We start from the raw sequence: 14,231 nt of genomic DNA, 5'->3' as shown, positions 1-14,231 counted from the left end.
TGTAGATTTGCGGCAGATGGTAATTGACTTGCGTCCAGAAAATTCTAGTTTTCGGGATAATTTTTACCAACTGCTGAGAAAAGAACTCCAAAAAACTGGCACAAAACCATTAGGTATAGACCTAAGTTACTCCTTAATTCAAGGAGATTTTATTGGTAGTGATTTAGGTTTGAGAACACCTCTTTACGCTCAAGCAATTGCCCCTATATTTACTCCTAATGAACAAGCACAATTAGAGCGTTTACGCTTTGTTTGTTTACAATCATTAGCAATTGCCTTACCCAATTCTAAAGACTGTAAATCCTTACTCGGTACTGACTCCACAGTATCTAGTGAAGTGAGTGTCTTTCGTGGTGCTTTGACTTTAGAACAAACTCGCTTTAATGGAGAAGTAAAGTTTTCCCATGTGTTTTTTCTTCAGTCTGTTGATGCTCATAATGCTACCTTTCTCCAACCTACCAACTGGAGTGAAACCAGATTTAGCCGACCAATCAACTTTAATAATGCCACTTTTCGGCAAACTAGTAATTTTGAAAATAGCGTGTTTTTTGACCAAGCCAACTTTAAGCAAACACAGTTTCAAGAAACTACTGATTTCCATGATAGTTTTTTTGAAAAAAATACTAACTTCAACCAAGCTAGTTTTAAGCAGCTAGTGAAATTCAATGGTGTGCAGTGGCAAGGAAATACAGATTTTTCCAGTGTGAGATTTACTAATCAAGCTCAATTTACCAGAGCTAATTTTAATCAGCTACTTTCCTTCAAAGAAACCACCTTTGGGCAAGCTGTGATTTTTCGAGAAACCATATTTAATCAACCAGTAGATTTGCAAGGTGCTAGCATTCTCAACCAAGCAGATTTTAGTGATGCGATATTTTCCCCAGAAGCATTTTTAAATGTTCCTGGATTAACTTTTAATTCTAATCAAGCCAAAATCTTAGGAAATCCCGGACAAATTGGGCAGACGTTTGTCGTTCCTAGATTACAAGGCAATCAAAATGTTTTGCGAAATTTAGGACAGAACTTTCGCCAACAACAGCAAGTTGCTGATGCTAATCAACTAGAGTATACAAAACAACAATTGCGTCTGCAAGAATTAAGCCACGGTTTAGTCGGGACAAATATTAATAGTGCTAGTGTGGCAAGTTTAATTAAATTGGGTTTTTCGCATACTCAAGCAAAAGCCATTAGCCAACGTCGAGAGGTAAAACTATTTCGTAATAGTAGCGAGTTATTAACATTAGCTGATATCAATTTAGAAATCTACAACCAGTTAAGTAATAAATTAGTAGTTGCTAAACCTTTATCTTTTGGGAGTTGGTTGTTAGAAGCCTGGAGTTGGTTAGCATTGAGTGTATTGTTACTTTTGAGTGGCTATGGCACAAATTTTTGGCTAGTTTTTGGGGTGGGAGGAGTGGCGATCGCCTATTTTGGGTTAATCTTTTGGTTAGTGGATCGTTGTCGTCGTCTTCATCCTGTAGCTATTGTGCCGAGATATTATGAAACTGTAGCTATCTTAATTAGTTTTAGTTGTTTAGAGTTTTTCAGTTTATTAGCCATTTTTCGTAATGCTGAACAACCTCTACTGACATTAGGATGTATTTTGCTAATCATTCTACCTATGCCTTTGGTATTATTAATCCGCTTATATCAACAAGGTCGTTACCACGATTTAATGGATATTTCTTACTTTACCGAAGATGGCACTTTTAGACAATTACGATTATTAATTGGACGTTTACCAGTCATTCCCAGAAATCAAGTTTTTCGAGAAAGATATATGCCTCTGTTGAGCGATCGCCGTTGGAACTGGTTGAATTATTATGATTTTAGTCTGAATAATTTAGTCAAATTAGGATTCAATGATATTCGCCTCAGAGACGAACACCTCCCTGGAATTATTGCCACACTAGCTTGGTATCAATGGAGTCTAGGCTTACTTTACATTACCCTAGTTTTGTGGACACTCTCTCGCACAATTCCTGGACTGAATTTGTTGATTTATCTCAAGTAAGAAAGCAGAAGACAGAAGAGTAATACAACAAGGCGGCAATCAGCAGACCATAAATGTGAGAGAATAAAATGAAGGTGATAGATATCAAATATACTTTCCTTTCCCTAAAAGTTTTAAATTCTCATTTAAACACTATAGAAAGACATATTTTAAATTGTCAATAACCCTGATTTAAACCAGTCGAAAGACAGATGGAATCATTAATTGGTCAACTTAAATTATGAACTATCAAGCAAAGGGCGTTACGAGCTTTTGAGGTGCATCTACCCCAAAGAGCAACCTATTAAACACAGGGCTAAGATGATGTTTTCTGCTCTGTGTTTATTTATTGTCTGAGGTTAAAAAAGGTGAGCATTGCCCACCATATCTGAATACAAGTCAATTAACTCAAAAATCACTGACTAAATTTTTGCACCTGCTTGTGGTTCAGCCCCCATTGGTGACACATAATCACGGAAAAGATTCATCTGCTTTTCAAAAGATAATTCCTTGATTTTTGCTAATAATTGTTGGGATGGGGAAGAAAGTTGATAGCCAGCAGGTAAAGGTACAATGGTAGTGCTTTCCATACCTTGAGCTAAACGATACCAAAATAGTAGCTTGGTGGTATCGCCAAGGGAACCATATTCACGGCTAAGTTGGTTATCTACACCTTTAATCAAGTCGCGTTGCAGTTGTAATTGTTGTTCGTGATTTAGTTCTTTGACTTGATTGAATAAACCTTCAGCAATTTCTGGCGATACTGTACTAGCACCAGGGGCTGCTGGTGTAATGGAACTACCCATTTCTTTGTAAATAAACCAAAACAAAGCCAGCTGTTCATCTACATCTAATTTTTGCCATGCTTGGACATATTCACGAATGGTTGCGTCACCAGTTTGAGTAAAAGTCATGATGATTCCGGTTGTTATTTAATCAATGTCACTAGTTACCGTAACAAAGAGATATGAGGTGTTTAACCCTACTAAAGACATAAGTAACTCAACCGAAAAGCAGAATCATTCAAAACAAAATTATCTTGCTCAATTGTGACTTTGAGATGCTTTATTTAGATGTTTTTTTCAATGATTTAACTGATGTGTAAGAATATTATTTTATGCTTATATAACTATTGAAAGATAAAATAAAATCAAGGAGTCTCATGGTTAATACCCTCGCAACCCCAGAGTCTCAAACACTGAAATCGGGAGTAAAAGCACCTGTTCAAGAAACATTGTTAACACCCCGGTTTTACACTACTGATTTCGATGCAGTGGCAAATCTGGACATTTCTGCAAATGAAGCGGAAATTAGAGCGATTGTTGATGAACTGCGTGCTGATTACAATCGCCATCATTTTGTCCGTGATGAGGAGTTTAAGCAATCGTGGGATCACATCGTTGGTGAAAAGCGTCGCGCCTTTATTGACTTTTTAGAGCGTTCTTGTACCTCGGAGTTCTCTGGATTTCTCTTATTTAAAGAACTATCACGGCGCATCAAAAACCGCAATCCTTTGTTATCAGAAGCCTTTGCATATATGGCGCGAGATGAAGCACGCCATGCGGGATTCTTGAATAAATCCATGTCAGATTTGCGCTTATCTCTAGACTTAAACTATTTAACCAAGAATCGTACGTATACCTTTTTTCCGCCAGAATGGATTATTTACACAGTCTACCTATCGGAAAAAATTGGTTACTGGCGCTATATTTTGGTGCATCAACATATGCAAGAGCATCCGGAATACCAATTTTATCCTTTGTTTCGCAAGTTTGAGAGTTGGTGTCAAGACGAAAATCGACATGGGGATTTTTTCAAAGCCTTATTGCGATGTCTGGCGACAAGCCGCTCCGCGTCTACGCAACCCAAACTATGGAAAAATTGGCAAGCTAAACTTTGGGTGCGGTTCTTCCTCTTGACTGTGTTTGCTACCCATACAATGACAGTATTTGAACGAGCATCATTTTATGAATCGATTGGGATTCATCCACGCAAATACAACAATAGAGTCATTCAAGAGACAAACAACACTTCAGCTAGAGCATTTCCTCTCATCCTAAATACCAATCATCCAGAGTTTTTCTGGCGCTTAGAACAGTGTTCTGAAAATAACTTGAAACTTGCAGCTATTAACAGCAATCAACAACCCAAATTTGTGCAATTCTGGCAAAGAATTGCCCCAACCGCAGCAATTATCTGGAATATGCTGCGGTTATTCCTCATCAAGCCAATTGATACAGAAGCAACACGCAATACAGTGCTTTAATCAGTAGTTGTCAAGAATTAAATTTACTGATTTGACAGGTTGATTTGACTCTGCGTAAATATCCCCAAAGATTATACTTTAGAAACAGCGATCGCTCGAATATCGGTTTGGCGATTAAATAAAATACGCGGTTTCAGCAAAATTCTGCATAGTAATAGTAAAGAACTCCATTCTCCTGGTGTATTATGACGCTTCCATTGTCCAGGACGACAAAACAACATTTCCACAAGACGACGATATTGATAGTTATTTACCTTCAGAAACTTAACTCGCATCGAGAGAAATTCATCACGGAATTCTGTACTGACAATCTCCCCCATCAGGCGTAAATTTTCCTCAGCAAGTTCTATGGTAACTGGTTGATTTACACTTAATTTAAACGGTGCATTTTGAGTTAATGCTATTTCTGCACCTACTTCGGAAATCATTGTCGTCACACCCCACAAATTTTGCTGGTTCACTCTGACTCTAGCAACTCTTCGCAAATCAAACCATTCATAAATATCGGCTTTTGGTGCATCCAGTAATACTAATAAAGCAATACTAATTGTCACTAAGTTGTAAGCACTCCATAGCCAACCCACACCGATACCTGTTACCTGTTGAGCAATTTCTGTCGGTACAGTTTTTACCCAAAAGCACATACATAAGTTTTGCCACAAACTGATAGCTGTAGCAATGAATAATAGAATTAGAGGTAAAGCTAAACTCCAATTGAAGACATAGCGATTTCTAACTATACCTTTGGGTGTAACTTTAAAACCTTGGGCGAAAGGATTGACCATGACTTGAATGACATTGATAGCCAAAGGAAAACACAGTACTAAAGAGTAAATATCTGATAATAATGCTGAACGAGCGCGATGATTTAACCAAGCAAATACTGTGAGATTGACTAAATAATAAGGCAAGAAAAACACTAATAACTCAGCTGCCGTTGCCTTGATGGGAATGACACCTAAAAATGAATAAGCTAATGGCATGAAGAGGAAATAAACACGAGCAACACTAGTAAACCAATGTAGTAAACCTTCTAAATGGGCTAACCTTTGGATAAAAGCTAATCCAGGAATTGTGAGGGGATTCGATTTAATAAAAAATGCTTGTAGTGTTCCCTGGGCCCAGCGTAAACGTTGAGTAGCATGAGCTGCAATATTTTCTGCGGCTAAACCTGCACTTAATTTTTCATTCAAATAAACTAGGCGATAACCGTGAGATGAAATCCGAATACCTGTGAAATAATCCTCGCTTAAAGATTCAGTGACAAAACCACCTGCTGCTGCTAAAGCACTACGACGCACCACAAAGGAAGTACCTGCACAAATAACACTGCCAGCAGCATCACGAATCGGTTGAATTTGCCGATAAAATACTTCTTCTTCGGGGGTAAGGACATTTTCTAGTCCTAAGTTATAAGCTATCGGATCGGCATTATAAAAACTTTGGGGTGTTTGCACTAGGGCTACTTGTTCATCTTGAAAAAAGCCTACAGTCCGAATTAAAAAGTTAGTTGTAGGAATAAAATCAGCATCAAAAACAACAATTAGCTCGCCATTGGTGTGAGCGATCGCTTGATTTAAATTTCCAGCTTTTGCATGAATATTATCTGGTCTTGTGAGATAGCAACAACCCAGTTCTTCAGCTAATTTTTGCACTTCTGGACGTTGACTATCATCTAACAGATAGATTTGCTTATGAGCGTAATCTAAAGCTTGACAACCAATAATTGTTCGTCGCAAGATGATGATGGGTTCATTGTATGTGGGAATGAGAATATCTACAGCAGGTGTAAAACTGCCAGCAATCACAGCTAAAGAGTAGGTATCAGCTTCATGATGGCGTTCTTTAGTATTCAACATCAAAAATAGTTGAATAATGCTACTTAATAGAAGTAACATTTCTAGCAAAAATAGCCCTAAACTAAAAGCCCCGTTAATTGGATCAACTAGATTTAATGTGGAGAGCGATCGCCATATTAAATATCGCCACGTTAAAATCATTAAGATAGCTACAACTAACCGCCGTGACCAATTTTTTGGTTGAGGTGATAATTTCATCACTGCTAACACAATAAAAAATAAACTCACTGTAGGTAAGAGTAAGTATTCACTCTCCATCACTGGCACTTCTAACCAGCTTGGTGGGTTCATTTGTAAAGCATTAATCTGAGTAAAAATTGCCTGAATTTTCTGATTGCCAGTCAACCATCCGAAAATGATGGCCGATAAAAAGGCAATTGTACCTACAAAAATTAGTGTTGCTGTTGGCAAGGGAAAACGTCTTTGGGGAACACCAATGATAGAAGTTTGGCTACCCCACTTCGACACAGAAACTTTGCGTCTTGGCACCTTGTAATTCTCCTGATAACCAAAAATTCTTTTGCTTATTGTGACGTATTTATTTACAAAAAGTTACAAGTTATCTACAGGAGTATATTTTCTTTTAATAAAAATTAAATAATATGTACTGAAAAACCAAAACTTGGGGATCAAACCACTCAAAATACAGATGAAAGGGAATAGGAAACAGGGAAAAGTCAGATGCTGATAACAGGCAAGGCGGGAAACGTTGACTTTTTTTCGTAAAACATTTTTATCATTATGTATATATAGTCAATAGGTCTGAGAAGCAAAAACGACCTCAAAGTTAGTCAGGTCAATTTTTAAGTAATTCTCAGCTTCAGTTAAGTTTGTGGTAGCTCATAGGCTTTACACTGTTTCTAGATAGAAATATCAGGAATTCTCAACTATGAAGTACAGACATTTCGTGATGCTCGGATTAATTGGTGTTTTAACTCTTGGTTGTACCAATCAAGCAGTTACACAAACCCCAACAACAACAGCAACAACTGTCACTAGTTCTGATGCGAAAAAAGGACAATTTCAGGCAGGTGAACATCCAACCCAAGGAAAAGTTTCTATTGTTACAGAACAAGGAAAAAAATATCTAGAGTTTGCTCAAGATTTTAAAACTGATAAAGGTCCAGATTTATACGTAATTCTCTATCGTTCTGAACAGCCACCCATATCGGGAATTAAAGAAAAAGATTATGTAAGTATTGCCAGATTACAAAACACAAGTGGCAATCAACGCTACACTTTACCCAACAATATCAATTTAGCAGAATTTAAATCTGTAGCTATTTGGTGTCGGCAATTTAATGCCACTTTCGGTTACGCAACTTTGTAAAAATATGGGGATGAGTCATGCTGATTCCTTCCCCAATCTCTACTCTCTATTTCCTACTATCCATTCACACATTTATTATGGAATTAGCAGATTTTTTAGGTTTGGTGCATCCAGCGATCGCTGTTGTTTTTGTGTTTCCTATGATTGGTATTGTCAGTAATTTTGCTTGGCAGACACGCCAACGTCGCCTACAAACATTAGAAGGAGGTAAAAGCAAAATTCCCCCAATTGTGGGAACAGAACATCGGCGGATAGGTGAATGGCTGACTGGTTCTATTGTCGGTTTAGTGTTAATTGGTTTAGCTTATCCAATTGGTAAAAATATTATTAAAAAACAACTGTGGAATCAAAACCTTTCCCAAGTAGTTTTTATCATGATCATATTTGCTCTTACTATCGGTTCTTTAGTATTTCTCTATCAAGCAAAACAAAAATTGTGGCGGGGTATATTTGCGACTTTAACTGGTGCTGGTTTAGTGATTTTGGGCTGTCAAGATGGAGTATTTCGCCGCACCGATGAATGGTATGTATCACATTATTATATAGGTCTTCTAGCAGCCATGCTGATGATTTTTTCCTTAGCAATTGTCCAAGATATATATCAAGATAGATCAAATCGCTGGCGACTGATTCATACAGTGTTAAACTGTGTTGCTTTAATCTTATTTATTGGTCAAGGTTTTACAGGCACAAGAGATTTATTAGAAATTCCTCTTAGCTGGCAGGAATCTTACATCTATCAGTGTAATTATCAAAATAAAACTTGTCCAACAGCAGTTCCTCAAATACCAAAGTGAAACAAATTCGGGAAATCTCTCAAAAAATTGATCCTTATTCATTACGCCTACGGTTAACTATTGCTGTGACTGCGGTTTCTGCTTTGAGTTTAGGTTCTCTTGCTATCTGGACAAGTTGGAAAATGCAGGAACTTCTTATTAATAACCATAAGCAAAATGTGGAAGAAATTGCTCAACGCTTACCCCGCGATGTACAACTTTATAGTGGCATGATGCCATCAATAACTGGCTTGCAAAAGGCAATTAATAACTTAACAATTACCAATACATTTTTATGGGTAAAGACTCCTAATAATCAAGTGATTGTCAAATCGAATAATTGGCAGCAATTACCCAATGAGACAGCCACAGAGTTGATCTCTTTAGGTGAAATGTCACAAAAACCACAAGTCAAAAAATTAGATAAGCGTTATTTTGTGATTCGTAGTGGTGTATTACCATTACGAGATAGAGGGTTAAGTAAATTATTTGTCGTCAAAGATGTCACTCGTGAACAGACGACATTTTTGGCAATGGTGCGTAATTTAGGAATTGGTAGCGTGTTAGCTGTTGTCGCCATTTCTCTATTGGCTGCATTTTACATCAGGCAAGCACTCCAACCTCTGCGCCAGTTAAATCAAATGACATCTGTTATTTCCATCACAGATTTAGGACAAGCTAAACTTTATTTAGAAAATGCACCTAGCGAAGTTAAAGAATTAGCTCAAACTTTTAACATGATGTTGTCTCGTCTGTTTCAATCTTGGGAGCAAGAGAGACAATTTGTCAGTAACGTTTCCCATGAATTACGCACACCATTAACTATAGTACATGGTTACTTGCAAAGTGTACTGCGTCGGCAAAATAACTTAACCCCAACCCAACAAGAGGCTTTAGAAACTGCGGCGGCGGAAGCAGAACGGACGATTCGTTTGTTACAAGATTTACTAGATTTAGCGAGAGCTGATAGCGGTTATTTACAATTTCAGATGGAAATCTGCGTTCTGAATGACTTAATTGTAGAAGTTGTCGGCATGGCAGAAAAGTACAGCGATCGCCAAATTACAGTTGAGTCTACCACGAACCGAGTTGAAGCGAAAGCAGACTACAATCGTCTCAAGCAAGTGTTATTAAATTTAATCGATAATGCTGTAAAATATTCAGATGCTGACACACCTATAACAATAAAACTACATCAGCAAGAACAAGAAGCAATTATCCAAATTTGTGATCAAGGTTACGGCATACCTTTACAACATCAAGCCCGGATTTTTGAACGATTTTACCGTCTCGATGAAGCTCGTAGCAGTTCCACTGGCGGTTCAGGTTTAGGTTTGTCAATTGTGAAAACTCTAGTAGAAAGTATGGGTGGTAGTGTTACAGTCCGTAGCCGTGTAGCCACTGACCGACAGACCAAATCTTTAACTCAAGGTAGTACATTTACCATCACCTTACCCATTCACTAATATCGGCACTTAGTAGTATAGTAATCCGATTTGATTTCTGAATCACTTGTAGAGGTAAGGAACTGGGGACTGGGAAGAAAGAATAAAGGTGTACTGACTTTTGTATGCGTAAGCGCAGGCTTCGCAAACAAAAATCAAATTTTTGGGTTCTAAAAAATTGGACTCAATCGGAAAAAACTGTTACCTGTTACCTGTTACCTGTTACCTGTTACCTACTTCCAAGCCCTATTTAGATACACTATGTAAAGGTAAAGTTACTGTTACTGTTGTTCCCACATCTTGTTGACTTTCGACATCAATTTGACCTTGATGAATATCTACACATTGTTTGACAATGCTTAGTCCTAAGCCCGTACCTTGAATTTTACCTACATTAGTTGCACGATAGAAAGTCTGAAATAAATTTGGTTGATCTTTGAGGGGAATACCTCTGCCTTGGTCTTGAATCCGAAAAGTTACTATGTCATCCTGGCAAATCACATCAAAGTAAATATTACTCTGTTGGGGAGAGTATTTAACAGCATTAGATAATAAATTCGTTAAGATACAATTAATTAAATCTTCATCCATTGTGGCTAAAGTAATATCCCCTACCGAATTAAAGATAATATTGTGTTGGTTACCCATGCCAAATTTAAAAATTTCTACTAATTCATTACAGAAGGTTTCTAAATTCACAAGCTTAGGGTTAAAATTTAGTTTTTCTGCCTCAGATTTACTTAAAAATAACACTTCATCTAAAAGCTGAATCATTTGATTAATAGCATAATATATCCGGTCAAAATATTTGGCTCGACGCTCTTTTGGCAAAGTTTCATAACCCTGTTCTAACAGGTCTAAACCTGTACGAATTGTCGTCATTGGAGTCCTAAATTCATGGGATACCATAGCTACAAAGTTTGACTTCAACTCATTGAGTTCCTGTTCTTTCAATAGAGCTTGACGGCTACGTTCTTCACTTTCTCTGAGTTTATGTAAAATTTCTTCTCGTTCAATAGCATAGCGAATGGCACAGACTAACCTTTGCATGGTAATTTGGTCTTTAACCAGATAGTCTTGCGCCCCTTGGGCTAATGCTTGTAAAGCTAAATCTTCATCATCTAGCCCGGTTAATACCACAACTGGGATATCAGGTATAGCTGCACGATATGCTTTTAATGTATCGAGCCCAGTTGCATCTGGTAAGTGGAGGTCTAACAAAACAACATCAAATTTCTGTAGTTCAATAGTTGCAATTGCGTCATTTTTTATAGGTGATAATTGCGGACTGGCTTGGCAAATATCGATAGCTTCAGATAATAGCTCAACATGGCTCATCTGCCATTTGTCTTCACCTGTACGTAGAAAAACTTGACGTAGTAACTTAGCATCAGTGGGACTATCTTCTACTAACAAGATGTGAATCGTTGTCTTATCCATAAAATAAATAAATATAAATTATCCGCTAGATAATTACCTAATTCCCAATTGCTCAAAAAATCTTTCATTATCTGCTTTGTCAAAGAAAAATCCAACTCTGAATTTATGTTTCTGATGGTAAAGTTACTGTTGTCAGCCAAAAATCCTTAATTAAATGGACAACCTGAATAAATTGATAAATGTCTATAGGTTTGGTAACGTAGCAATTTGCGTTGAGATTATATGATCGTAGTACATCTTGCTCGTCATTTGATGTGGTCAGTATAACTACAGGAATTAGTTTTAAATTTGTGTCTGACTTGATTTGAGTTAAAACTTCACGCCCATCCATCCCCGGCAAATTCAGGTCTAGCAAGATTAAATCTGGTCTTTTAGTATTAACAAACTCTCCTTGCTGGTATAGATAATCCATTGCCGTTTCGCCATCTTCTACCCAATGCAAATGGTTGGTAATCTTAGCATTTTCAAATCCTCTAATAGTCAAGTTAGCATCACTAGGAGAGTCTTCTACCAAGAGAATTTCTATTGGTCGCAATCTTTGCTGGTCAATCATACAGTTATTAAATGTATGGCATACAGTTTATACATTACAATCAATCCTCTGGGAAAGTGAAGTAAAAAGTTGTACCAACACCTAATTGAGATTCTGCCCAAATTGTACCTCCATGTCGCTCAACAATTTTTTTACAAATAGCTAGACCAATACCAGTACCAGGAAATTGGCGACGAGTATGCAACCGCCGAAAAATTTCAAAAATCCGTTCTAAATATTGAGATTTAATGCCAATGCCGTTATCTTGTACTGAGAATAGCCATTGGGAGTGCTGAGTGCGGAGGATGGGGAGAGGGGGGGATGGGGAGAGGAGGAGAGGGGGAGATGAGGAGAGGGGGGGATGGGGGGAGAAAGAACTTATATCAGTATTCTCTCCTTGTCCCGTTGTCCCGTTGTCCCGTTGTCTCCTTGTCTCCTTGTCCTCTTGTCCCCTTGTCCCCTTGTTCTCTACATCTTGTCTGACAGCACTAATATGAATTGTTAACGGCTCTTGGCGGCGAAATTTGATAGCATTACCGATGAGATTTTGAAATAGTTGCACTAGTTGGGTTTTGTCAGCAACTAGTTGTGGTAAAGAGTCATGGGTGATGGTAGCATTGCTTTCGGCGATCGCCAGCTGTAAATTAAACATAGCTTCATCCAGTGCCGTATGACAATCAGTCAGGGTAAAGGCTTGACTACGAGTCCCTACACGAGAATAAACCAGCAAATCTTGAATTAATTGCTGCATTCTCTTCGCCCCGTCCACAATATAAGTTAAATATTCTTGAGCCGACCCATCAAATAGTTGTGCATATTCTTGAGCTAGCAACTGGGTATAGCCTGTCACAGCCCGGAGTGGTTCTTGTAAATCGTGGGAGGCGATATATGCAAACTGCTCTAGCTCTTGATTAGAGCGATTCAATTCCTGATTGATGTTTTGTAATTCTGCGGTTCGTTCTTGCACTTTGATTTCTAGTTCTGCTTTGGTTTGTTGTAATGTTATTTCTGCCAATCTACGCTCGGTAATATCCGTACTTATACCCACCCACTCTTGAATGTGTTTATTATCATCTAAAATCGGAACCCCACGCACGGAGAAAAATCTATAAATACCATCAGCTACCCTGATGCGATGCTCCATTTGATAAATACTTTTCGTCTCGACTGCTTGAGTCCACATCTGTGCCGTGCGCTCCCTATCTTCCGGGTGAATTGCTTCCAACCATCCCCATCCCTGAATATCTGTCTCACTCTGCCCAGTTAAAGCTCGCCAAGATGGCATATCTTCTACCACTAACCCATCAGCATTTGTTGTCCAAACAGCTTGAGCAGTCGCATTTACCAATGAGCGATAACGCTTTTCATTCTTTTCTAGAGAGATTTCTGCCAATTTGCGGCGAGTAATATCTTGAAAGAAAATTGACAATCCTTCTGAAGAAGGATAAATTCGATTTTCAAACCAGCGATTCCACGGTGGGTAATATTCTTCCATCTCAATGACACGCTGTTCTGTCATAGCTTGGTGGTAAGCGTGATAAAATTTTTGCCCTACACCTTCAGGAAATTCTTGCCAAATGTTTTTACCAACCAAGTCTGCGGGATGACGATGAAAAATTTGCCCGGCTCTTTGATTAACATAGGTATAACACCAGTTGCTATCTAAAGAAACGAAAGCATCTGTAACTGTTTCTAAAATATCAGCAATTTTTGCTTTAGCTGCTTGTTTTTCTAACCGGATTGTATCTTGAGATAAAGCTTTATTAATCGAGATTTGTTTTTGGAGAAGTAGATAAACTCCTACCAATAGAAAACAACTAACACTATAGCCCAGTCCAATCATAATTATAATTCTTTGAAAAAGCGCATCTGTTTCTCTTGTGCGCTGTTCTAATAAAGATTTTTCACTATCTTCTATTGCTTGACTGATGGTTTGAATTTTTCCCCTTAGCTCTATATTTTGCTCACTTAGCACTCTTTGAGTCACTTTGTCTAATTTTTGTTGGCTGGATAAATCTATTGCTTTGTCAAGGAAGAAAAATTTTTTGCTAATCAGTGGTTCTAGATGAGCGAGTCTATTTTGTTGTTGCACATTATCTATCGTTAACTTTCTGATATTTTGAAGGATGTGGTAAATTTCCTGCTTGTGCTGCTGATAATCTTCTTGTTCTGATGCTCTGCTTGTAAAAATATAATTATTGTGTGTTCTGATAACATTAGCAAAACTAATTTTTAAATGATCTATATTTTCTATGACCTGATAGGTGTGTATGATCCATCGCTTTTCAGTATTGAGTTTTTGAATACTTAAGTAAGAGATAAATCCTACACTACCCAGTAGCAAGAGAGCAAAACTAAACCCGCATAGAACCAGTTTTTCTGATAATTTGTTCATGGAAGTTTGTCAAAAGCTTAGGGAATAAATCGATCAGATTCAGCGTTGATTTTCGACTACTACCTTCTCTGAAATAAATAATACTCTACTCAGTGGAAGAGAGGCGATCGCTCTTAGCCTCACCAGCGCAACTGACACCCAGATCCCAAAAAACTCCCACCAAATCTATAAGGCGGTACTGACCTTATGGTAGTT

Annotated in this window: 10 protein-coding genes; 5 read left to right on the top strand and 5 right to left on the bottom strand. The window is 37.8% G+C overall.

The window, feature by feature from the left end:
- Window positions 1–16 precede the first annotated feature (16 nt).
- Window positions 17–2,014 carry a pentapeptide repeat-containing protein gene (locus FD725_RS26100; RefSeq protein ID WP_372726745.1) on the top strand — a complete coding sequence of 666 codons (1,998 nt, stop codon included), beginning with the start codon at window positions 17–19 and terminating at the stop codon, window positions 2,012–2,014.
- 401 nt (window positions 2,015–2,415) lie between these two features.
- Here FD725_RS26100 and FD725_RS26095 read toward each other — a convergent pair whose 3' ends face one another.
- Window positions 2,416–2,907, bottom strand: coding sequence for an orange carotenoid protein N-terminal domain-containing protein (locus FD725_RS26095; RefSeq protein WP_179050824.1), 492 nt, complete (start codon window positions 2,905–2,907; stop codon window positions 2,416–2,418).
- Between the two features lie 248 nt (window positions 2,908–3,155).
- On the opposite strand from FD725_RS26095, the gene acsF reads away from it, so the two are divergent.
- Window positions 3,156–4,259, top strand: a complete 1,104-nt coding sequence (acsF, locus tag FD725_RS26090) for a magnesium-protoporphyrin IX monomethyl ester (oxidative) cyclase (protein WP_179050823.1) — start codon at window positions 3,156–3,158, stop codon at window positions 4,257–4,259.
- A 71-nt stretch (window positions 4,260–4,330) separates the two neighbouring features.
- Here acsF and FD725_RS26085 read toward each other — a convergent pair whose 3' ends face one another.
- Window positions 4,331–6,607: a glycosyltransferase gene (locus FD725_RS26085; protein WP_179050822.1), complete on the bottom strand. Its 2,277-nt coding sequence runs from the start codon at window positions 6,605–6,607 to the stop codon at window positions 4,331–4,333.
- 400 nt (window positions 6,608–7,007) lie between these two features.
- Between FD725_RS26085 and FD725_RS26080 the strand changes: the two genes are divergently transcribed.
- The 3 genes from FD725_RS26080 (at window position 7,008) to FD725_RS26070 (ending at window position 9,690) form a co-directional block, all read left to right on the top strand.
- The gene (locus FD725_RS26080; protein WP_179050821.1) at window positions 7,008–7,448 is read left to right on the top strand and encodes a DM13 domain-containing protein; all 441 of its coding nucleotides are present in this window, start codon (window positions 7,008–7,010) and stop codon (window positions 7,446–7,448) included.
- Window positions 7,449–7,525: 77 nt separating this feature from the next.
- Window positions 7,526–8,245, top strand: a complete 720-nt coding sequence (locus tag FD725_RS26075) for a DUF4079 domain-containing protein (protein WP_179050820.1) — start codon at window positions 7,526–7,528, stop codon at window positions 8,243–8,245.
- On the top strand, window positions 8,242–9,690 hold the full coding sequence (locus FD725_RS26070) for a cell wall metabolism sensor histidine kinase WalK (protein WP_179050819.1): 1,449 nt from the start codon (window positions 8,242–8,244) through the stop codon (window positions 9,688–9,690). The genes FD725_RS26075 and FD725_RS26070 overlap by 4 nt, the downstream gene beginning before the upstream one ends.
- Window positions 9,691–9,915: 225 nt before the next feature.
- Here FD725_RS26070 and FD725_RS26065 read toward each other — a convergent pair whose 3' ends face one another.
- The 3 genes from FD725_RS26065 to FD725_RS26055 all read right to left on the bottom strand — a co-directional run bounded on the left by FD725_RS26065 (window position 9,916) and on the right by FD725_RS26055 (window position 14,036).
- Entirely contained in the window at window positions 9,916–11,109 is a 1,194-nt protein-coding gene (locus FD725_RS26065) for an ATP-binding protein (RefSeq protein ID WP_179050818.1), read from the bottom strand.
- 103 nt (window positions 11,110–11,212) lie between these two features.
- Window positions 11,213–11,662, bottom strand: a complete 450-nt coding sequence (locus tag FD725_RS26060) for a response regulator (RefSeq protein WP_179050817.1) — start codon at window positions 11,660–11,662, stop codon at window positions 11,213–11,215.
- Window positions 11,663–11,702: 40 nt separating this feature from the next.
- Window positions 11,703–14,036 carry a PAS domain S-box protein gene (locus tag FD725_RS26055; RefSeq protein ID WP_179050816.1) on the bottom strand — a complete coding sequence of 778 codons (2,334 nt, stop codon included), beginning with the start codon at window positions 14,034–14,036 and terminating at the stop codon, window positions 11,703–11,705.
- Between the last annotated feature and the right edge of the window lie 195 nt (window positions 14,037–14,231).

This window comes from Nostoc sp. TCL26-01 (assembly GCF_013393945.1).
In the GTDB taxonomy this organism is placed as follows: Bacteria; Cyanobacteriota; Cyanobacteriia; order Cyanobacteriales; family Nostocaceae; genus Trichormus.
This window is presented reverse-complemented; position numbering and strand designations above follow the sequence as displayed.

Excerpts from the sequence above, each read along its gene's own strand:
- FD725_RS26100 (WP_372726745.1), top strand. The coding sequence starts at position 17 with ATGGTAATTGACTTGCGTCCAGAAAATTCTAGTTTTCGGGATAATTTT.
- FD725_RS26095 (WP_179050824.1), bottom strand. The coding sequence starts at position 2,907 with ATGACTTTTACTCAAACTGGTGACGCAACCATTCGTGAATATGTCCAA.
- acsF (WP_179050823.1), top strand. The coding sequence starts at position 3,156 with ATGGTTAATACCCTCGCAACCCCAGAGTCTCAAACACTGAAATCGGGA.
- FD725_RS26080 (WP_179050821.1), top strand. The coding sequence starts at position 7,008 with ATGAAGTACAGACATTTCGTGATGCTCGGATTAATTGGTGTTTTAACT.
- FD725_RS26075 (WP_179050820.1), top strand. The coding sequence starts at position 7,526 with ATGGAATTAGCAGATTTTTTAGGTTTGGTGCATCCAGCGATCGCTGTT.
- FD725_RS26065 (WP_179050818.1), bottom strand. The coding sequence starts at position 11,109 with ATGGATAAGACAACGATTCACATCTTGTTAGTAGAAGATAGTCCCACT.
- FD725_RS26060 (WP_179050817.1), bottom strand. The coding sequence starts at position 11,662 with ATGATTGACCAGCAAAGATTGCGACCAATAGAAATTCTCTTGGTAGAA.
- FD725_RS26055 (WP_179050816.1), bottom strand. The coding sequence starts at position 14,036 with ATGAACAAATTATCAGAAAAACTGGTTCTATGCGGGTTTAGTTTTGCT.